Source organism: Runella sp. R5_40, from assembly GCF_057652295.1.
The window spans coordinates 52,923-74,109 of sequence record NZ_JBYFCH010000023.1; the positions used below are offsets into that span (position 1 = coordinate 52,923).

The 21,187-nt window shown below is 42.1% G+C and carries 15 protein-coding genes; 6 read left to right on the plus strand and 9 right to left on the minus strand.

The genetic code is table 11. From position 1 onward, the window contains the following. Positions 1-472 precede the first annotated feature (472 nt). Together gyrA and AC23N5_RS26425 are read left to right on the plus strand one after the other, a co-directional pair. Positions 473-2,992, plus strand: a complete 2,520-nt coding sequence (gene gyrA, locus AC23N5_RS26420) for a DNA gyrase subunit A (RefSeq protein ID WP_487757844.1) — start codon at positions 473-475, stop codon at positions 2,990-2,992. A 70-nt stretch (positions 2,993-3,062) separates the two neighbouring features. After that, positions 3,063-4,502, plus strand: a complete 1,440-nt coding sequence (locus AC23N5_RS26425; protein ID WP_487757845.1) for a tetratricopeptide repeat protein — start codon at positions 3,063-3,065, stop codon at positions 4,500-4,502. Positions 4,503-4,578: 76 nt separating this feature from the next. Here AC23N5_RS26425 and AC23N5_RS26430 read toward each other — a convergent pair whose 3' ends face one another. After that, a complete protein-coding gene (locus tag AC23N5_RS26430; RefSeq protein ID WP_487757846.1) occupies positions 4,579-4,938 on the minus strand; it encodes a hypothetical protein in 360 nt (119 codons plus the stop codon). A 280-nt stretch (positions 4,939-5,218) separates the two neighbouring features. Between AC23N5_RS26430 and AC23N5_RS26435 the strand changes: the two genes are divergently transcribed. Further along, complete coding sequence (locus tag AC23N5_RS26435; RefSeq protein WP_487757847.1) at positions 5,219-5,851, plus strand: hypothetical protein; 633 nt, start codon at positions 5,219-5,221, stop codon at positions 5,849-5,851. Positions 5,852-6,328: 477 nt separating this feature from the next. On the opposite strand, the gene AC23N5_RS26440 is transcribed toward AC23N5_RS26435, so the two are convergent. Both AC23N5_RS26440 and AC23N5_RS26445 read right to left on the minus strand, forming a co-directional pair. Continuing rightward, on the minus strand, positions 6,329-6,853 hold the full coding sequence (locus tag AC23N5_RS26440) for a helix-turn-helix transcriptional regulator (RefSeq protein ID WP_487757848.1): 525 nt from the start codon (positions 6,851-6,853) through the stop codon (positions 6,329-6,331). A 455-nt stretch (positions 6,854-7,308) separates the two neighbouring features. Continuing rightward, on the minus strand, positions 7,309-8,121 hold the full coding sequence (locus AC23N5_RS26445) for a 2,3,4,5-tetrahydropyridine-2,6-dicarboxylate N-succinyltransferase (protein WP_183972871.1): 813 nt from the start codon (positions 8,119-8,121) through the stop codon (positions 7,309-7,311). A 636-nt stretch (positions 8,122-8,757) separates the two neighbouring features. On the opposite strand from AC23N5_RS26445, the gene gap reads away from it, so the two are divergent. Then, the gene (gene gap / locus AC23N5_RS26450) at positions 8,758-9,771 is read left to right on the plus strand and encodes a type I glyceraldehyde-3-phosphate dehydrogenase (protein WP_122930549.1); all 1,014 of its coding nucleotides are present in this window, start codon (positions 8,758-8,760) and stop codon (positions 9,769-9,771) included. A 268-nt stretch (positions 9,772-10,039) separates the two neighbouring features. Here gap and trmB read toward each other — a convergent pair whose 3' ends face one another. The 6 genes from trmB to AC23N5_RS26480 form a co-directional block, all read right to left on the minus strand. After that, complete coding sequence (gene trmB, locus AC23N5_RS26455) at positions 10,040-10,702, minus strand: tRNA (guanosine(46)-N7)-methyltransferase TrmB (protein ID WP_487757849.1); 663 nt, start codon at positions 10,700-10,702, stop codon at positions 10,040-10,042. A 152-nt stretch (positions 10,703-10,854) separates the two neighbouring features. Further along, complete coding sequence (locus tag AC23N5_RS26460; protein WP_487757850.1) at positions 10,855-12,135, minus strand: bifunctional folylpolyglutamate synthase/dihydrofolate synthase; 1,281 nt, start codon at positions 12,133-12,135, stop codon at positions 10,855-10,857. Between the two features lie 69 nt (positions 12,136-12,204). Beyond that, complete coding sequence (locus tag AC23N5_RS26465) at positions 12,205-13,137, minus strand: energy transducer TonB (RefSeq protein WP_183972876.1); 933 nt, start codon at positions 13,135-13,137, stop codon at positions 12,205-12,207. Positions 13,138-13,242: 105 nt separating this feature from the next. After that, positions 13,243-14,370 (minus strand): HU domain-containing protein, encoded by a 1,128-nt coding sequence (locus AC23N5_RS26470; RefSeq protein WP_487757851.1) that lies wholly within the window; start codon positions 14,368-14,370, stop codon positions 13,243-13,245. Between the two features lie 154 nt (positions 14,371-14,524). Next, on the minus strand, positions 14,525-16,192 hold the full coding sequence (locus AC23N5_RS26475; protein WP_229601295.1) for a TonB-dependent receptor: 1,668 nt from the start codon (positions 16,190-16,192) through the stop codon (positions 14,525-14,527). A gap of 18 nt (positions 16,193-16,210) precedes the next feature. Next, a complete protein-coding gene (locus AC23N5_RS26480; RefSeq protein ID WP_487757852.1) occupies positions 16,211-19,228 on the minus strand; it encodes a tetratricopeptide repeat protein in 3,018 nt (1,005 codons plus the stop codon). Positions 19,229-19,506: 278 nt separating this feature from the next. On the opposite strand from AC23N5_RS26480, the gene rpsT reads away from it, so the two are divergent. Both rpsT and AC23N5_RS26490 read left to right on the plus strand, forming a co-directional pair. Then, positions 19,507-19,773, plus strand: coding sequence for a 30S ribosomal protein S20 (gene rpsT / locus AC23N5_RS26485; protein ID WP_122930544.1), 267 nt, complete (start codon positions 19,507-19,509; stop codon positions 19,771-19,773). Positions 19,774-19,895: 122 nt separating this feature from the next. Then, complete coding sequence (locus AC23N5_RS26490; protein WP_487757853.1) at positions 19,896-21,158, plus strand: lactonase family protein; 1,263 nt, start codon at positions 19,896-19,898, stop codon at positions 21,156-21,158. The last annotated feature ends 29 nt before the right edge of the window (positions 21,159-21,187 follow it).

Sequence of the window (21,187 nt, forward strand, 5' to 3'; positions counted from 1 at the left end):
GGGTCGCCCCTGCGATTTGATCCCGGCTGGGGGCTCGTAAAGGCTACGAATTTCGTAGCCTTTTTTGTTTTAAAATTGATTTGATTAAATAAACGCCTCATAGCTCAACTGATAGAGCAACTGAACTTTTTGGTTTTTGTACGTCTCCTCACTATCTTGGTCTTCTTGATGAAAAAGATTCCATGAAACGTGCCGCTTTAGTTATCTTAATGTTTGCTGTAGCACTCACATTTGAAGGGTGTTGGTACCGTCAGTGCCCTATCAAAGGATGCAAAGTGAAATACAATCACAGTCATGGAAAGCGGGTGGTGCGCGGTAGAGGTACATTACCCAAACCTTACCTGTTTGGAATGCCCAGAACGAAAGCTGAAAAGCGCAGCCAAGCCTCCGAAAAACGGGGTAAACGTCGCTAATTTTGCCTATCTAAAGTATTTGGTGTATTTTTGTACATATAAGCATTTAAATTTAATTTATGTCAGAAAACACCAGCAACATTATCCCAATTAACATCGAGGAGGAGATGCGGACGGCCTACATTGACTATTCAATGTCGGTAATTATCTCGCGTGCCCTTCCCGATGCCCGCGACGGACTCAAGCCCGTCCACCGACGGGTGCTTTATGCTATGTTTGAATCGGGCTTCCTGCACAATCGCCCCTACAAAAAATCGGCACGTACGGTCGGGGACGTAATGGCGAAGTATCACCCACACGGGGATTCGTCCATTTACGATACCATGGTTCGTATGGCGCAACCTTGGTCGTTACGCTATCCATTGATTGATGGTCAAGGAAACTTTGGTTCGTTAGATGGAGATTCGCCCGCAGCGATGCGTTATACCGAGTCACGTCTCAAGCGCATTGCAGAAGAAATGCTGGTGGATATCAACAAAGATACCGTCAATTTTCAACCAAACTACGACGATTCGGACGAAGAGCCAAGTGTTCTTCCTGCCAAACTTCCCAACTTGCTCCTCAATGGTTCATCAGGGATTGCGGTAGGTATGGCGACTAACATGGCACCTCACAACCTCACCGAGGTTCTTGATGGTACCATCGCCTACATTGATAACAACGATATTACCGTTTCTGAATTAATCCAGTACGTCAAAGCGCCAGATTTCCCAACAGGTGCGATTATTTACGGATACCAGGGGGTTCGTTCTGCTTACGAAACAGGGCGTGGGCGCGTGGTGATGCGTGCAGTGGCAACTTTTGAACAAACTAAAACGGGACGCGAGCAAATCGTAGTGACTGAAATTCCGTACATGGTCAATAAAGCAGATATGATTAAACGTATCGCTGATTTGGTCAATGAGAAAAAATTAGAGGGAATTTCAGCCATTCGCGATGAATCTGACCGCGAAGGTGTTCGTATCGTATTTGAGTTGAAAAAAGACAGTATCCCAAATATTGTTTTAAACCACTTGTACAAATACACCCCGTTGCAGTCTTCGTTTAGCATCAATAACGTTGCGCTTGTAAAAGGACGTCCTGCACTGCTCAATCTCAAAGACCTTATCAAATACTACGTTGAACACCGTTTAGAGGTTGTGACGCGTCGTACGCAATTTGAACTCAAAGAGGCCGAAAAACGAGCACACATTCTACAAGGTTTGTTGATTGCCTTAGACAATTTAGATGCAGTCATCAGCCTTATCCGTAGTGCGCGTGACCCAGAAACTGCCCGTAATGGTTTGATTGAGCAATTCAGTTTAAGCGAAGCCCAAGCTAGAGCCATTCTCGATATGCGTCTTCAACGTTTGACGGGTATGGAGCGTGATAAAATCATTCTTGAGTACGATGAGTTGATGAAGTTAATTGCTGATTTACTGGATATTTTGGCAAATGAACCTCGTAAATTCCAAGTTATCAAGGACGAACTTGCCGAGCTTCGGGCACGATATGGCGACGAAAGACGCTCAAAAATTGAGTACGCTGCCGAAGAGTTTGCCGATGAGGACATGATTGCGGACGAAGAAATGTTGATTACCATTTCGCACCAAGGTTACGTTAAGCGTACCCCTTTGAGTGAGTACCGTACCCAGGGCAGGGGAGGAGTAGGGTCTCGTGGTGTTACTACCAAAGATGATGACTTTACCGAACATTTGTTTTCGGCAACTATGTTGAACTACCTTTTGATTTTTACTGAGTTTGGTCGTTTATATTGGCTAAAAGTCTATGAAATCCCCGAAGGGTCAAAAGTATCAAAAGGCCGACCTATTCAAAATCTTATCAACATTGAATCGGGTGATAAAGTACGTGCCGTAATCAACGTGCGTACGTTAAGTGATGCAGATTACATCAATAACAATTACTTGATTATGTGTACCGAATCGGGTACCATCAAGAAAACCCTCCTAGAGGCCTATTCACGTCCACGGGTTAATGGAATCATCGCCATCTCAATCAATGAGGGAGATCGCTTGTTGGATGTAGCCCTAACCAATGGTGATAACGAAATTGTCATTGCCTCAAAAGAAGGTAAAGCCGTTCGATTCCACGAAAGCCGCGTTCGCCCGATGGGTCGTACCGCAGCTGGAGTTAAAGGGATAGAATTGGGTGAAGAAGGAAACAACAAAGCGATTGGTATGCTTTGCGTGAGTGGTACTGATAAGCAACTTTTGGTAGTTTCAGAAAATGGGTACGGAAAACGTTCGCCTATCGAAGATTATCGGGTTACCAACCGTGGAGCAAAAGGGGTAACTACCCTCAACATCACGGATAAAGTCGGAAACCTTGTTGCCATCAAAGAAGTGAGCGAAACCGATGATTTGATGATTATCAACCGTTCTGGCATTGCCATTCGGATGTCGGTTCAAGAAATTCGGGTGGCAGGTCGCAATACCCAAGGGGTTCGCCTTATCAAACTTAGCGACAGTGACGAAATTTCGTCGGTTACTCGGATTGAAAAAGACGAATTGGAGGAAGAAGAAGGGTTGATAGCGGACAACACCACTGAAACACCTGAATCAACCGAAACGACTGAATAACAATAAACCTAACGAGTATCCGTTTTTTGCACAAATTTTCAACTTAACACTTAACACAACGAATCCAAAAATGAAGAAGCTGTTTTTAATGTCTGCTTTCGGATTGTTTACCGTTTCTGCCTCGGCTCAGGTGGACAAACTTTTGTTAGAGCAAAAGAAAAAAGACAAAGAGAAAAGTGATAAAGCAATTGCAGATCCAAAAGCGGCTGCAAAATCTTCAACCTGGTTAGATCGCGGTAAGCTCTATGATGAAATCGCTCGCTTATACACAGAAATGGACTCAAGTGCTGCAATGGTGGCCTATGATTCTTTCAAAAAAGCAGTAGAGGTGGATGCGGCAAAGCCAGGAAAAGTAACCAAAGAAGCCCAAAAGTTTTTAACAGGTGGTACAGATGACTCTGGTGTGAACTTGGGGCAAGCGCTTGTTAAACAAGGAGCTGAGAAGTTTCAAGTGAAGAATTATGCAGGTGCTATTAAATTTTTTACGGTAGCCCAAGAAGTTAATCCAAAAGATACCTTAGCACCATTATACGGAGCTTATAGCGCCATGCAAAGCCAAAAAAATGATGTGGCGGCTACAATGATGGAAAGCTATATCGACAAAGGAGGTAAAGATGCCAGCAACTATTCGTTATTGGCTCAGCTATACCGGGTAGAAAAGCAAAACGATAAGGCGCTCAAAATCCTTGAAAGAGGAATGACAGCGCTTCCAGCAAGTAAGGCTGCTTTTAAGTCAGAGCAAGTAAATGTGTACTTGGATATGAATAAAATGACAGAAGCTAAGGCTGGTTTGAAAGAATTGATTGAGCTTGATCCTAAAAATGCCCAATATCCGTTGAACTTGGGTATCATCAATGACAACGAAGGTGCAGTCATTGCCGCTGAAATTCGTAAATTGAAAGATGGCGCAAAAAAGACGACTAGTGTAGAACGTAAAATCAAAGATGCAGAGGAGACTGATAAGGTTTTCGCAGATGAAATTAAGCGTATTGCTGGTTTAATTGCAAAGCAACCAAAAAACGCTGATTTAAAGCGTCAAAAAGCAGAAGCTGAAACCAAGCAGAAGGAAAACAAAGTAGAGTGGGAAGCCGCTAAAGCAGAGTTAGCAAAAGCAAAAGAAGAAGCGGCTGCTTTGGGGGATGTAAGTGCAAAATTAGCGGATTTGACAGCCAAGCAAAATGTATCACGTGCGGCAGCTAAAGAAGCCTACGACAAAGCATTGAGCATTGATGGTAACAATTATGACGCACTTTTCAATTTAGGCGTATTTTATTTTAACGAAGCAGTTGAAATGAAAGCTGTGGTTGATGCGATGGACATGAAAGACTACAACACGAAAGGTAAAGAAGTAGAAGCCAAAGTGTGTGGTAAATTTAAGCAAGCACAACCTTACTTCGTGAAGGCAAAAGCCATCAAAGAAGAAGAGCAAGTGGTAGAGATTATGAAGCAATTGGATACCATTTTGAAGCAATTTGAAGAGAAAAAAGTTGTTTGTGAAGAAGCAAAATAACCAAAATTAACTTCATTAAAATTAAAAAGCAGCATCTGAACGATGCTGCTTTTTTTGTGCGTGGGAGGGGAGGGGGCTAACGTAAAACCTTGATTTCTTGGATATTAATCTCGTCAAATTCGGGAGTTTTACCCCAGCCACACGTGACTTTTTTCTTCTTCCCAGTGAGTTCAAAGCTCATTTCGACTTCTAAAACGTAAATACCATATTGATCTTTTGCTTGCGAGATTAAGGCGTTTACTTTCTCATTAGAAGCATCGTTGGCAACATAGGAGCCAATTTCATCGGTCAAATTTACTTCAAAGTGCCAGCCACAGCCATCAACTGCGAGTGCATTGACAAGTTTTGCTTTTGTCAAAACACGGTTAGAATTTACATCAGTCTGACAAGCCGTTATCAAAATGCCTAAAAATAAGGTGATTATGATGGTTTTCATGAGAATATGTAATTGTTCAAAATTAGTTTATACAAAGTAAAAGAAAGACGTCTTTTTGTATAAAAAGGTTGTAAATACAGTGGATTTAAGGCAGAGGTTAGAATTGTAAATGTTTTATTTAACATAATATAAATTATAATACATTTATTTCTTTCTCTTTATAGGATAAAATAACAATATATAGGTACAATAGAATAGAGATAATGGTGTAAAAACTTATATTTGGTATGATTTGTGATTTCAGCGTCACTAACGTCCTAGAACCTAATTGTATCATCCTATGAATAAAGGAATGATTCCTGCTTTGAAAAAAACGACCAAGAATGTCAAGAAGCGTCGTCAGCAAATGCCGATGCCAACGGATATTCAGGATTACTTTTTTAATAGCGACTCAGCGAGCGCTTATGAAAAAGCCCAAGAACATTTTCCCGTTGAGCAAAACCAGAGCATTCGACATCTTCACGGAAAGTACGAACGGTATTACTTAGATGAAGAGCGAAAATTAATTATCAAGGATTTGGTAAGTATAGGCTCCGACGGTAAAGTGATTGTACGGTCGTTGAACGGGATTTATAAAGGAACGGGAACGTATTTTATGAATGCGACGCTCTCCATCAATTTAGTATCCATCAATGACGCGGAATCTTTCTGCGCCCAGCTACTGGCCTACGTAGGTCGGTTTAGCTACGATGACATTGAGTGCCTTTACACCATTTGTTCGACCATTGATGGACATAACGTTCCTATTGCTCGAATGGAGGTTTTGCTACCTGCCGATACTTTTGGATTGTTACCCGAGCACATCAAACTTGATTCGCAAGGTTTTTATAAATTGAACTTTAAATACCCGCATCTCTTAAAAATTCTACAAGCGCGGCAGTTGCGTTCTCAAGGGCGTGTTACCTGGCCCTAAACACCACACTTCTACCCTTTTGAAGTGAAAAAAATAAGCTATTGATAATGAGATAGTTATGTATTCACGTGGAACGTTTGTGAAACATGTGTGGAACTATTATTTGTAATATCCTGATAGCTAGTGTATTATGAAGTATTTGCACTGTTTCATGAACATAAAGTCTATTTAGTCTGTATATTAATATTTTTTAATAACTAATGATAGAATGCTCCCCCATTGAGGATAAAAGCAAACACATTTTTTAGCAAAGCAATGCGGTTTGATAACTTTCAAATAATCAATAAAGGGCCACCTAAGCGATTTAATCATAAAAGGAATCCCTTTTTATATCTTGATATTTTTAATCGTTTTATGGGCTTAAAAAGTAAAATAAAACTGATTTTTAAACCAAGATTCGCAAGCGCTTTTGGTAGATACTTTTAAAGTTAAAATCAAAAGCGCTTGCGTGATAAACAGGGTAAATTAAAGCGGAAACTACTGACCAAGTAATTGATTTATTTTAGAGTTAGGATCGACGGGAATTACTTGGGAACTTCCATCGTCATAAACAATGGTTATAAGCACCGCCTTGCGAGGTTTTGAAACATCACTGGAAAACGAAGTTGCGACAGGTTCTTGCTTGATTTGTGAAGAACGAGAATCCACTGTAGCTGTAATCTTGTTCGACTTGTCTTTTTCACGCAATTCTGACGCCGTTTGTGCTTGAAGTTTTGCACCTCCATAGCCCTGATTTTCAATGAGTTTAGCTATTATTTTGTCCTCTTCAGGGGTCTGGGTTTTAAACCAATCGAAGCTGTATTTTGGGTTCCAAGCCACTATTTTCTCCAAAATGTCCTGACTTGGGCGATTTCGGTAGGCTAAGATGTGAGAAATGGTAGAACGTTGCACATCGATAGCGTCCGCAAACTGGGAAGCGTTCAAATGGTTTTCATCAAGGATTACCCGTATTTTATTATTTTTTAGAAAGCGAGTGTCGGTAAAATCGGAATAGATTGCCATAGAATTGTAAACGGTTATTGTTTACACAAATGTAATAATATGTAAACAATAAACAAATGTATGTTTACATAAGTAATAAAATGTTTACCAAAGTTAATTGATTTGTGGTTACAGAATGTTTACATACTTGATTTTGTACAGTTTTGTAAACACTTGTAAATTAATGTAACTATCTCATTTATAGGTAGTTGGTTTTTATTTACGGCAACACCTTGTGTAATTGCCGTAAAATTGTCTTTTCGAACATTTGAAAAAAATTTACCATAATTTACTTGTAAACATTGTAATTTGGATTTATGTTTGCATCAACAATTGCTGAAGATAGCAGAGGTAATTCTCACTATTGGAAGAGTTTGCTGACACGACAGTAATTTTTATGGGGTAATAGCACAAAAAAAGAGACACTATGAGTGTCTCTTTTTTTATAATGCGCAATGGCCTCTCTCCTCGCCTGCTTAAACAGCAACGTTATTTTCTCTGAGAGCATCATTAAGCGATGTTTTTAAGTCGGTACTAGCCTTTCTTTTGCCTATAATTAAAGCACATGGCACGTGATAAGTGCCCGCTGGAAAGGTTTTTGGATAACTTCCTGGAATAACCACGCAATCGTCAGGAACGTATCCTTTGTATTCGATGACGGTATCGCCAGTCACATCCAGAATTTTTGAGCTACCAGTAATGGTTACTCCCGCTCCTAGAACTGCACGCTTTCCAATGTGAGCACCTTCTACTACGATACAGCGTGATCCAATAAAAGCACCATCTTCTATAATGACAGGCGCTGCTTGTGGTGGTTCCAATACGCCACCTATTCCTACGCCTCCACTAAGGTGCACGTGCTTTCCAATTTGGGCACAACTTCCAACAGTTGCCCAAGTATCGACCATCGTGCCTTCGTCAACGTAGGCGCCGATATTAACATAAGAAGGCATCAGAATAACCCCCTTTGCTAAATACGCTCCAAAGCGTGCTACAGCTGGTGGTACGACCCGTACGGCTAAAGCGTCGTAGCCAGTTTTTAGTTTCATCTTGTCGTGGTATTCGAATATACCAACTTCCTTTAGTTCCATTTGACGGATGGGGAAATAAAGGAGGATTGCTTTCTTAATCCAGTCGTTTACTTGCCATCCTTCTGCTGTTGGTTCTGCAACTCTGATGTTTCCATCGTTTAAGGCGGTGATAACTGTTTCTACTGCCTTGATGATTTCTGGGTCTTTGGTGAGTTCTCTGTTCTCCCAAGCAGCTTCAATTTGTACTTTTTCTTTCATTCTTGATTAAAGTTGTACTTCAATTAAATTAATCTAACCTTCTGATATAGGTTTATTTAAGGTTATAACACTCTTAATTTCTTTAATATGCAAAAATGTACTTTTCTATAGGATTATATTATTTTGTTGCTTGTAAGTGTGTCTTGTGGCTTTTATGGTCTTGTTCAGCGTTTCTTGCACTGTAGTTTCTGTGATACGTATGTTTCAATGCTTTTACTTTCTTTTGGGTTTATACTGTAATTTACTAATAAATACACTCTTTTCCAACTTTACGTCTGTTTTACTCTCCTACTCTATTTTCTATTTGTATCCATTCGTTTTGGTTTATATTTACTAATGCTTGTTATAATCCTTTTTAGCTAAATTGTGGATTTAGTATTTAATTTAGCACCATTATCGACTACTTAGTATAATTATTAGTAAAATACTAAACATTATGCTAAGTATTTAGCAATATTACTACGTCAATACTAAAAATACGTCTATTTGTTAGTAAAAAATACTAATATCTACTAAAGTGAGGTAAGCTATTTTATCGTATTGCTAAAAAATAATCCTTTAACAAATAAAAAAGAAATAAGTATCTTTGCCCATGAAAGTAAATAAAGATGTCCCATTAAACCACCAAAAAGCAAAATGACAAAAGTAAAAGTAGCAATCAACGGCTTTGGACGTATTGGAAGATTAGCATACCGTCAGATTTACAACATGCCAGGCATTGACGTAGTAGCTATTAATGACCTTACTAGCCCTTCTGTACTAGCCCATTTGCTAAAATACGACACAGCTCAAGGTAAATTCAACGAAACTGTTACATCTACAGATAATAGTATTATCGTTAATGGTGAAGAAGTTACTATCTATGCTCAAAGAAACCCCGCAGAAATTCCTTGGGGAGCACACGACGTGGATGTAGTATTAGAATGTACTGGTTTCTTTACTGATAAAGCCAAAGCAGAAGCACACATTACTGCTGGTGCAAAACGCGTTGTTATCAGCGCCCCTGCTACTGGTGACCTTAAAACGATTGTTTTCAACGTTAACCACTCTATTTTGGATGGTTCTGAAACAATTATTAGCTGCGCAAGCTGTACAACCAACTGCCTTGCTCCGATGGCAAAAGCATTAAACGACAACTTTGGCATCGAAATTGGTAGCATGACCACTGTTCACGCTTATACAAACGACCAAAATACCCTTGATGCTCCTCACCCTAAAGGCGATTTGAGACGTGCTAGAGCTGCTGCCTCTAACATTGTTCCTAATAGCACAGGTGCCGCTAAAGCAATCGGCTTAGTATTGCCTGAACTAAAAGGAAAATTGGACGGCGGTGCGCAACGTGTACCAACAATCACTGGTAGCTTAACCGAATTGACTGTTATTTTGAATAAGAAAGTAACGCTTGAAGAAGTAAATGCTGCAATGAAAGCCGCTAGCAACGAAAGTTTCGGATACAACGAAGACGAAATCGTGAGCAGCGACATCATCGGTACTTCATTCGGTAGCTTGTTTGATGCAACGCAAACAAAAGTTGTTACAGTTGGCGATAAACAATTGGTAAAAACAGTAAGCTGGTACGATAACGAAATGAGCTACGTAAGCCAGCTCGTTCGTACAGTTAAGTTTTTTGCACAATTGATTTCTCAATAATTCGCAAAACCCGCTTATTAATTTGAGAAAACATAGCTTTTGATTTCTCCTATAATAATGGTTTCTCATTTAAAGGGGCTTTCTCAATCATGAGAAAGCCCCTTTTTTATGCCTCTCTCCTATTCCTTCTATCACAAATAAATTAATATAACTTATTGATAATAAGCTACTTATTTTTTAATATGAATAATTATTCATATTTGAATTTTTATTCATTTATAAGAAAATAAAAAAGGTACTTCTTCATTCAAAGTACCTTCAGATTCATTTAATTTCTTAAAAAGCGACCCCGCAAATAGTGAACTGGAAAGCCTTTTTCGGTAAAAATTTTCTCAAAACGCGTCTTAATTCCGAAGTGTTCGGCGTGTAATTCTGACTGATAAAGGTCAAAAGTAGCAACCAAATCATAAAATCCAAACTGCGCAAGCTCCTCTAATGTAAAGTCAAAAAGCTCTCTATTATCAGTTTTTAAATGCAACAGCCCGTCTTTTTTAATAACAGCCACATATTTTTCCAAAAAGTGAGGATGCGTTAATCGACGTCTCAGGCTCTTTTTAATATTGAACGGGTCGGGAAAAGTTATCCAAATTTCGGCAACCTCCCCTGCTTCAAAAAAGTTTTGGAGAAACTCAACATTCGTTCTTAAAAAGGCCACGTTTTTTAAACCAAGTTCCATAGCCTGCTGACTGCCTATCGCCAAGCGGTCTCCTTTGACATCAATCCCAATAAAATTCTTATCTGGAAAAACTTGGGCTAATCCGACCGTATATTCACCTTTTCCACACGCCAATTCAAGCACAATGGGATTATTGTTCAAAAAGTAGGTTTCGTTCCATTTTCCTTTAATGGTTTCAAACAAGGGTTTTCCTACCTCTAATACATTGGTAGCCAGTGCATTTGCAGCAAAACGTATAAGTTTCTGACGGCTCAAGATTTTAATATTTAAAAGTTAACTGTAATCTGGTACTGTATAATCAATTCTCATCGAATTGTAAAAGTACAAAAAACCACATTTTGAATAAAAACATTTAAACCTATTTATATAACATATATAGTAATATAAATAGGTTTTATAGACTACTATTACACCTCAGCAACTACGAATGTACTACCGCCAATATAAATAATATCGGTAGGTAGGGTTTCACTAAGAGCTGCGTTAAAAGCTTCCGTTACCGAGGGATACGTCTCCCCCAATAAACCTAAAGAGGCCGCAACGGTTTGTAGTTCGATTGCAGGCAAAGACCTTGGTAAATCAGCCGCGCAAAAATAGTAAGTGGCCTCTTTTGGAAATAACCCCAGTACGCCAGCTACGTCTTTGTCTTTGACAAAACCAAGTACAAAACGTAATCCTGTGTAATCGTAGTAATGGAGTTGGTTCAGGGTTTCTTTGAGTCCTCCCTCATTGTGAGCGACATCAGCCACCACCATTGGCATTTGTTGTAAAACTTGCCAACGTCCTTTCAATTGGCTGAGTTGCGTAGCCTGGGATAAACCTGCTTCAAGCTGTGCCTCGCTTATCTCCCACCCTTGCATTCTTAATTCTTCTACCGCCTGCAAAACACCCAAGACATTTTTAGCCTGATAACTACCAAGTAAGTCTAGTTTGTAGGTTTTAATTACCGAAGTAATAGACTTAACAGTAACTTCTCGATACCCAGCAGCTAGCGAAGTATCCATGATTTGGAAGTGTTGATCAGCAAAGACAATGGACGCATGACATTCCTGAGCTTTGGCCCGAAAAACGGGTTCCGTCTCAGGCTGAGTTTCTGAAATCACTACGGGCACATGGGGTTTAATAATTCCCGCCTTCTCTCCCGCAATTTTTTCTAAGGTATCTCCCAATAAATCAGTATGGTCGAAACTGATGTTGGTGATGACTGACAAAAGGGGCGTAATGATGTTTGTAGAGTCCAGCCGTCCGCCCAAACCCACTTCTATGATGGCAATGTCCACCCGTTGGTGTGCAAAGTAATCAAACGCCAACGCCACACTTATTTCAAAAAATGAAGGTTGTATGCGCTCAATAAGGCCTTGGTGGTTGGCGACAAAGTCCACAATCGTTTGCGTCGGGCACGGTTGTCCATTGATTTTGAAGCGTTCGGTAAACGACTTTAAATGCGGTGATGTGTGTAATCCGACAGTATAACCCGCAGATTGTAACACCGCCGAAAGCAAATGTGAGGTACTCCCCTTGCCATTTGTGCCTGCCACGTGAATGCTTTTAAACTGAGTATGTGGGTTTCCCAAAGCTTCACACAAGGCCGTAATGTTGGTCAATCCTGCTTTCATCGCCGCTGCTCCTACGCGATGAAAAGCGGGCAAGCGGCTGTACAAATAGGAGATGGTTTGTTCGTAGTTCATGGGATAACAAAAATAAAGGGGCAATTTAGCCCCCTTATTCCCTTTCTAGGGATTTTTTTATGGAAAGAATTATCTACTCTTGATGTTAAAAGTAATGGTTCCTTTGGACGTGGACGGCACATTTTCTGACTTTGGTACCAATTTCATTCGGCTAACTGCACGTTTATAGACTTCTACCACCGACTGGCTAACGGTTGATTCTTTCACCCGCACGCCGATGATGTCACCCGTATCGTCCACCGTAATTTCAAAAACAATCCGCCCCGATTCGTCAGAATCGTCATTCACTTGCGGACGGGCACCCATTCCCCACCCTGATACGTTGAGGGCCAAGCCTGTTTTAGCACCGCCTGGCTTACCATAGAGACTTCCAGCGTCGATACTTCCTTTGGGGTTTCCTTGGTCTCCTACCGTTCCAGGTTTGTCTCCATTGTTATTACCGCCCGTTCCCGAGGCTGTTCCGTTGGTTCCATTGCTTCCTTTTGAGCTACCCGATGATTTTTTAAACAAAGCATCTTCATCCACTTTTTTGGGCTCAGGGGCAGGTTTTGTAGGAGCAGGTGGCGCGGGGGTCGTTGCTTTTGACTCCGTTTTGGTAGGTTTGGTTTCTGCCTTTGTCTCGACGGGACTTTCCAATTTACTTGTAATTGGCGGTTTTACGGGCGCCGTTTTTACTGGTTTAGGCGTTTCAACTTTAGGCGTGGGTGGCGGCGTTACTTTGGGGGTGGGCGTAGCTTTTACCTTGGGCGTATCATCCGATTTTTTTACGTTTTCAGCCCGAGGTGAATCACTCGCTTTGTTATAGGTCTGGATTTTTCCATAACCCGCATCATCCGTACCGAAATTCACTTCCACGTACTCAATGGCTTCAGTTTTGGGAAGCGCATGATAAATTTTCACAAAAAGTGTAATCGTAATAAGCGCAGAGGTAATGATAGTCGCACCCGCTAATCCTATCATTTGGTGCTCTCTGTCTTCTTTCGTATTGACAAGTATCGACATGGGTGAATGTGTGTAATTTTTGAATTAACGCAAAATAAGGGTAAAATATATACGAGCACAAAAAAAAGGGGCTTTTGCCCCTTTTTTAATTATTTACTACCTAAGTTATTTATGAATCACGTACGCTTTTGCGCCTGCCAAGCGACTGATTTGTGCAACTTGTGATTTGGCTTTGGCCGATGATTCACAGGCGATGGCCGATACAATGATAAGCTTACCATCGTTTGGCTCTGGATTCAAAATCGTGGCATCATTATAACCATGGCTCTGGAGTTTGGCGGTCAGGTTACGGGCGTTTTCAATTTTAGAAAATCCACCTGCAATTACCAAAAACTCGCCATTTACATCCGAACTTGGCGCGGGGGCTACCACCGTTGCTTCGTTTGAAACGGGGATAACTTGTTTTGCCTCCACTTTCGCCGTTTCTTTTGTAACGGCTACTGGCTGCTCCTCTTTTTGAACCGCTACCACGGGCTCATCTTGAGCAACTACCTCACTAACAACCTCTTCCTTCGGTGCAACCACATTTTCAGTCGCGACAACCTCTTCTTTTTTAACAGTGTTAGTTTTTTTATCAGTTGCTAACCAACCCTTCACTGTCGTCACCAATTCAAAAGGATTGAGGCTTGACTTTAAACTTTCGGATGGAAGCTGGGTGATGCTGGCAAAAAGCACCGTACCAATCAATAGCACCCCACCAATGTACATCACAATTCGGGTACGGCGACGGCGCGGGATTTCTAGTTCTAGTTCTTCCGCAGGACGGTCGTCGGAAGTCCAATCTTCATTGGATTTTCCAGAGACGTCAATGGAAGCAGCAGGGGCCAGCGAAACTGACTTCAAGCCAAAGCCTTCGGCGTAGAAATTAGTATCCACTGTTGGTTCAAATTGAAGTTTACCTTCGTCGTTGGTATCAAGGATACCGATACCCTCCAACGTATAGTTTCCTTTTTCTTTGATGGTATTTTTGATCTCCTCCACAAACTGACGAATGCGCGTTTGGGCTTCCTCCCGCGTAATTTGTTCGTTGATGGTCATGTAGTGAGTCAGCAATCCGTCGTCTAGTTTCAACGCCTCATTGAACGCTACTCGCTTCTGCGGTGCATGGTAAAGGGCGTTTTGCTCGCTGTAAAACGCATGACTAAAATACGCCAAAAAACCACCCAAATCGGGGAGCACGACGCAGTCATGTTCATACAATAGTTTACGGGTGTAATCTAGGACAGAAATCATGTTTGTTATGTAACCTGTTTATGGGGATTTGGGTACTAAGGTACAGAGAAGATAAAAAAAAAGCAATAGCCGCGTGGGCTATTGCTTTGAATTAGGTCGAATAAAGTGCCTTAATTGCTTAGATTAGAACGGTATGGCGTCCAAAAAAAATAATCTAAAACTGAAACGACAATCCCGCTAAGAAGTTGAGGCCCTGTTGCGGATAATACAAGTAGCGTTCGTAGTTCTTGCCTAATAGGTTATTGATGGAAGCGAATGCTGAAAAATTACGCGTCAACAAATAATCTATTTTAAGGTTTAAATCGACGATGGACTTGAGGTTGTGCGTTGTGCCTGTTTGAAAGTTTTTGTTTTTTAACCCACCAATGTAATAGGCGTCGATGGTTGCAAACATTTTTTTACTAAAGACAAAAGAGTTATTCCAAGTCACGGTCGAACGGGGACGGCCCCAAGGTGCTTCTAGGCGTTTGACGTTGTAATCATAGAAATCTCCCCGAAGTGTTGAGCGAACAATGTTTTGATATTGGTACCCCACTTGGGCCGACACGGTTAACACTTTGATGTAGTCGGCATCATACACAACCGCAAATTTGGTGCTATCCAACCAATCGTTGTTGAAGCCGTAGAAGTTTTTGAAGGTTGCGTACGACACTTTTCCTTCAAACTGAAAACTAGGCCCTAATTCGCCCTTAAAACCTCCGTAAATATCACGGCTACGTTCGGTATTGGCGATGGTAACATTGGGGCCTAGCCAACGATTTTCGCCCAATAATGAGCGCAATGTATTACGGTTGAGGTCGCCACCGTAGCCTGCAAATACGTGTACTCCCGCCAATGGAACTGCATCCACTTCTACTTGTGGGAAACCAACCGTACGGTTGATTTTGAGGCGGTCGTCGGTTTCGTTGACGGCTTTGAAAGCTGCCGTTACCGTAAAGGCATCGTACGAAAATTTAAAAGCAGGTTTAACACTAAACAAATTCCGTTTGAACGTTTCGGCATCGGTGCGTTGGGAAACGTAAGCATCGGCATTCAACAACGCAAAAATGTTTTCAGTAATGGGAACTGAACCCGAGAAATTGGTTCCCCAATCGGTCTCAGATGCACTGTAACGGTCGCTGAGTCGGTACAAAGAGGTCTTGATGGAATAATCAATAAACTTGTTGTTATCAATGTTATCCAACCCCACTTGTAGGCCAAAGGTGTTGATTGTTTGGCGGATATTTCCTTTCAAAATTTCGGCATTGGGTGCCGAGCGATTGGCGTAAAAATAGTAGTTGTCACGGTCGTAAAAGGCCGTTCCACCCAACTTAAACGAATTACCAATGTACTGTCCGTTGAGTTTTAGGCGGTTTTCGCTGTTAGCCGAGTTTTGACCGTCAACGGGTCCCGTTTGGTTAGACAAATGTTTGAAATGAATGTCGTAGGCTAAATCTTCGGTATTGTTTCCAATAAATGTTTCTCCGTAAATTTTACCGTAATTACCTCCCCCTACTTTGACGTAATTATTGAGGTTGCCGCCTTCGTCTTCCTTGTTTTCCCCGTTGACAGGCAATACCGTAGGCGTGATTTTGGGTGTTCCGAGCGTTAATTTGGGCGTACGAAACTCATAATTTAGCTTTCGGTTGTCTTCTTCACTGGTAAAAGGTTGCAGTTTGTTGTAAAGACGGTTGGCGGGGGGCAGCTCAATTTTTTTCTTTTTCTCAATCTCAAAGGTTTGGCTGTCAATTTCTCCCGATTGTTTTTGTGCCAACGCAGGCAGCGAAAAACAACTTGCTACCACCAGCAAGCGGAGAGGTTTTATCGATGGGACTTTCTTCATTCTTTTTAAGTGCTAAGGTTATTGTAAAGCGGCTAGTTTTGATTTGGCCAACTCAATGGCGTCTTTGTCCTCGGCGTTTTCAATGACCGATTGTAAAGTGGCTTTGGCTTGGTCGGGGTCTTTTAGCCCTACATACACATCGGCCAATAAAATAAAGGCACGAACCCGCCAACGCTCATAATCGGCGTATTGTTTGTTGAGTTCCATCACCGACGCCTGTGCTTCTTTCAATTTGCCCTGACGAAACAACGACTCTGACGCCCAGTATTTTGCCTCAGCCCCAAATTCGTCTTTGTTGGCAGCCACTATTTTTTTCAATTCTGCATCCGCCGTTTTGTAATCTGCTTTTTCGATATACACCTTGGCGATTTGCATCTGCGCTTTTTTGGTCGAACCAGGAATAACGTCTCCTGCATTCATCACTTCCCGCGCGTAGTAAGCGGTTGAATCATATTTTTTCATCGAAAAATACGTATCCATCAAACGCATCAAGCCCGTCACGCGGTCGGTTTTGCTATCTGATTGGGCATAGAGCAAGTTAAAGTTGCGAACCGCTTGCGGGTAGTTTTGGTTTTGCACTTCAATGTCTCCCGCCCGCAAGGCTGCTTTGGGTGAAAACCGCTGATCACCTTCCGAAATAACCAAGCTAAAGAGTTTGAGGGCATTGGCGTTATCGTTGTTGCGGTAATAGCTTTCTCCCCCCAAATAACGTGCTTCCGTCGCTAGCTTACTGTTGGGATAATCGCGGATAAAGCTTTGGAGTGCCTTGATGGCTTGTGGGTACTTGCCGTCGCCGTACAACCCTTTGGCCGTTTCAAATTCCAATTTTTCGGTTTCGGTACTTTGAGGATTTTTCTTCTTATAATCGGCCAATACGTTCGACATTTCTTCGGTTCGGCCTGCGTTTTCCAACGTCGCTTGTAACCCTAGCAGGGCTTCTTTGGCCGCTGGAGCATCCGAATACTCCGACAAAATCTGTTTATAGTCGCGAATGGCTTCTTCATACACCTGAATGTTGTTATAAGCCAAGGCGCGCTTCAACAACGCAGGCGGAATCAAATAACTGCGTGGTTTGTCTTTGACCAAACGCGTATAAGCACGAATGGATGCTTGGTAATTCCCTTTTTCTAAATCAATGTTGGCCGACTGGAACAAGGCGTCATCGGCATAGCGTGAAGTAGGGAATTGTGCAATTACCTTATCAAACTGCGCTTTTGCCTCCGTGTCTTTTTCTTGGTATGTTAAAATCAACCCTTTTTGATACAAGGCATAGTCACGATCCAAACGGCCATCGTTGATGGCTTTGTCGTACATGGCGGTGGCTTGGGCGTAGTTTTTATCGGTCAAATAACAATCTGCGATGCGGATGGTAGCATCCTCAATCGATTGAGGCTCTCCCACACCTTTTCCTTTTGTGATATACTGTTGGAAATTCGTCACCGCCGCTTTGTAGTCTTTGGTATTGTAATAGGCGTAGCCCAATGCATACAAACTACGAATGCCGTAGGGAGAAGTAGGATTGCTCCGAATCAACTGCTGATACATCGGAATGGCTTCTCCGTAGCGGTTTAAGGCCGAGAAGGCTTCTCCTTTTTGGAAAGTAGCCGCCAACGCAATTTCAGAATCGGGGGTATATTTGAGCGACTTGTCAAAATTTACAATTGCTTGGGCGTAGCGTTCGGCGTTAAAATCAGCAATTCCCAAATTCATCGTTTGGCGCTGATACGCCGCTTTGGTCGCCTCGTCAATTTTCTTCAATTTTTCGATGTAGGCCACGGCAGCTGCACTGTTGTTGGATTTGGTCAACGCTAGGATTGACAGCTTGGTGGCTTCCTCTTCGTACTCACTGTTTGGGAAGTTTTTGATAAACTCCTGAAATTCCGTAAAAGCCGCCGATTGGTTGTTGAGCTCTAACTGCACTTTGGCGTGATTAAAAGACGCTTCTTCCTGAATCACTTTGTTAAATTTCAACTTGGCCGCATTGTCAAAGCCCGTCAAGGCCGCTTGGGGATTCTTGGTTTGAAGGTGGCTGATGGCCAAAATATACGACCCAAACTGCCCCGTCGTGTCCTTGCGGGTTGCCACACCTTTTAATTGATCAACCGCTCCTGGATAATTGCCCGTTTTGAACAAGGAATGTCCATAACGAAACTGAATGGGCGCTGGCATGGGGGTTTCACGTCCCTTCAATTGAACATACTGGGCATAATATTTGGCCGCATCGGCGTAGTTACCCCGATTATAAAATACTTCGGCAGCGTACAAGGCAACGTCATTCAGTTTAACTCCTCCTCCTTGCGAACGGCGCAACAACGGCTCGGCGTAGGCAATCAAATCGTCGTAGCGCTCGGCTTGGTACAAAGAAGACACAATCCAGTTGGGGGCGTCCATTTTATACTGTGGATGCGATTCGATGTTTTTGAAATTACGGTAAGCATCGTCGTATTTGCCGTTTTGATAATTGATGACCCCCGCATAATATGCCGCTGGCGCAAAATAATCGCTGGTGGCGTCTTGTTGTACTTCCGCAAAATAACGGAGTGCGGGCGCAAACTGCTTCGTGCTGTAATACGACAACCCTAATTTGTAGCGGGTTTCGGTGGCCGCGTAGTAGTTTGAACTGCGGTCCAATGCTTTGGTAAGGTACGTAATAGCGTTGGCATAATCTCCCCGATCAAAATAGTACTTTCCCAAATCGCTGTAGATAAGCGCTGCTTTGGGGTGTTCGGGGTGATTGCGAACAAACCGATCGACGGCCAACTCTGCTTCGGGCGCATCGGCATACAACGCACACAGGGTGGTGTAGTACTCGGCATTTACGGCGGTGTAATCGTTGGTATTGAGCAACGCTGGGCGTTTTTCCAAATAATAACGAAACTCCTGTTTGGCCGCCGAATAGTTCGATTTTTCAAAAAGTTCGACCCCATTTCGGTAGTGAACATCGGCCTCAGTATAACCGAGGGTGTTTTGGGCGTGAATCGCCTCCCACGAAAGGGCACAAAGGGACAGGGATAGAAGGCTGCGTTTGAGAAACATGTGGTAAATAAGGATGTAAAAATCGAAAAGTACGATAAAATTTCCGTACAAGATTTATTTTTGCGAAAGAACGAAAAACAAACTTTAAAACGTATAAATTCCTTGGTTCATTGCCCATAAATTGTTCTTCCTTCTTACAAAACACGAATTAGGGTCGTTTCTAACGTTGTCAAATATTTGCTATAATTTTCCTTCAAAAAAATTGCATCTCTAGTAAATAAGGACTATTTTTGCACTCCTTTTATAGAACAGAAATACATTATTTTTTTATAAAACCAATGGCAAATCATAAGTCAGCATTAAAAAGAATCCGGGCCAACGAAACAAAACGCCTTAGAAATCGCTACCAACACAAAACTACGCGTACAATGGTACGTAAGTTGCGTGACACCAAAGACCAAATTGTTGCATCAGAATTGTACAAAACTGTATCTTCTATGCTTGACAGATTGGCAAAAAAGAATGTCATTCACAAAAACAAAGCTAGTAACCTCAAGTCTAAATTGGCGAAACACGTTAATCGTCTTGCGGTAGCAACTGCATAAATTTTACTTTTTTGCAAAGAAAAACCTTTAAAGCTCCGTGCTTTAAAGGTTTTTTTCGTATTATGCGCTTTCATACTTAGTAGTAATAGATTGTATAACCTGTTAACCATTACAAAAAACTCATGAAAAGAATGCGTTTGACATTGGGAATGGCGTTGTTAAGTGCGAGCGCAGCCATTGCCCAAAAACCCACCATTGAATTTAATGCCCGCGGAATCTTGGCCCTTTCAGACGGCGACATGGCGGCTTCGGCGGTAGTTGACGGAAAATTGATGAAAGAAGTTGGGGTAAAGGATGCTTTGAGCGTCTATCCGCTTCCTTTGAAATTGGGACAAGAAATTGGAAGTGCCCCCCTTCCAAACTCTGCCATTGGCTGGTCGCGCAGTGCCGCTGTGATGTCCGACGGACGTTACGCTTACGTCATTGAAACGCGTGGTCAAACTACCGACAGTGTGAAAACGGTTAAAAATGTAGCCACTGATTTCCCTGCGGGAAGTACCATGTACATTGTTGACATTTCAAACATGGCCAAGCCTTCAACGCGTAAAGTTACCGTGGGTAAAAATCCTTTGGCCGTCGATATGTTAGGAAGCAATATGCTCATTACCTCGGAAGAAGCCGCCAAAGAATTGCGTATGTTCGAGATTGGTGCTGGCGGATTGCCAACGCGTAACGTACCTATCGCCCTCAATCTTCAAAATGCCCGTGCTACTGACGTCACTTGGCATCCAGAAGGCGAATTTATCGCCATTACGGTGGAAGAAACCAAAGAAATTTGGCTCTACAAAGCAAAACGTAACCCACAAGGCAAAATCGCTACGTTTGAAGCTTTCGGAACTCCCGCAAAATTGACGGGCAAACCTGGCCCAGGTTCGTTTACCCCTGATGGTAGTTTGTTTATCGTTTCTGACTTAAAAGACGGTGCAGCGGGTGAACTCGTAGCTATCCAGTTTAATACAACTGCCGCTGATCCTAAAACAGCTGAACATAAAATTGTAGCTCAAACCCCCGTAGCGGCTGGCGTTGAGAGTTTTGCCATTAGCCCAGACGGTGCGTTGATCGTAACGGCTAACAAAGCCAATTCCGCCCAACCTTGGGAAGGTAGCGTAGGCAAAGCGGGTGTGACACTTTTGTCTTTGGCAAAAGATGGCAAAGCAACCAAAGTAGCTGATTATGAAATTGAAGGCATTGCTCCTGAAAGCATTATCTTCGACAAATCAGGCGACAACGTGGCGGTATCGGTCTTTGAATACTTTGACTACGGTCGCCGTGACGGTGGCGTCGAATTTTTTAAAGTCAACAAAGGTGGTACGCCCTCGTTAACCAAACAAATGGCAAAAATTAGCGCCCCTAAAGGTTGCCATACTGTGAAATTGATTCCTTAACAATAATCATTTGACAAAAAAAGCCGATG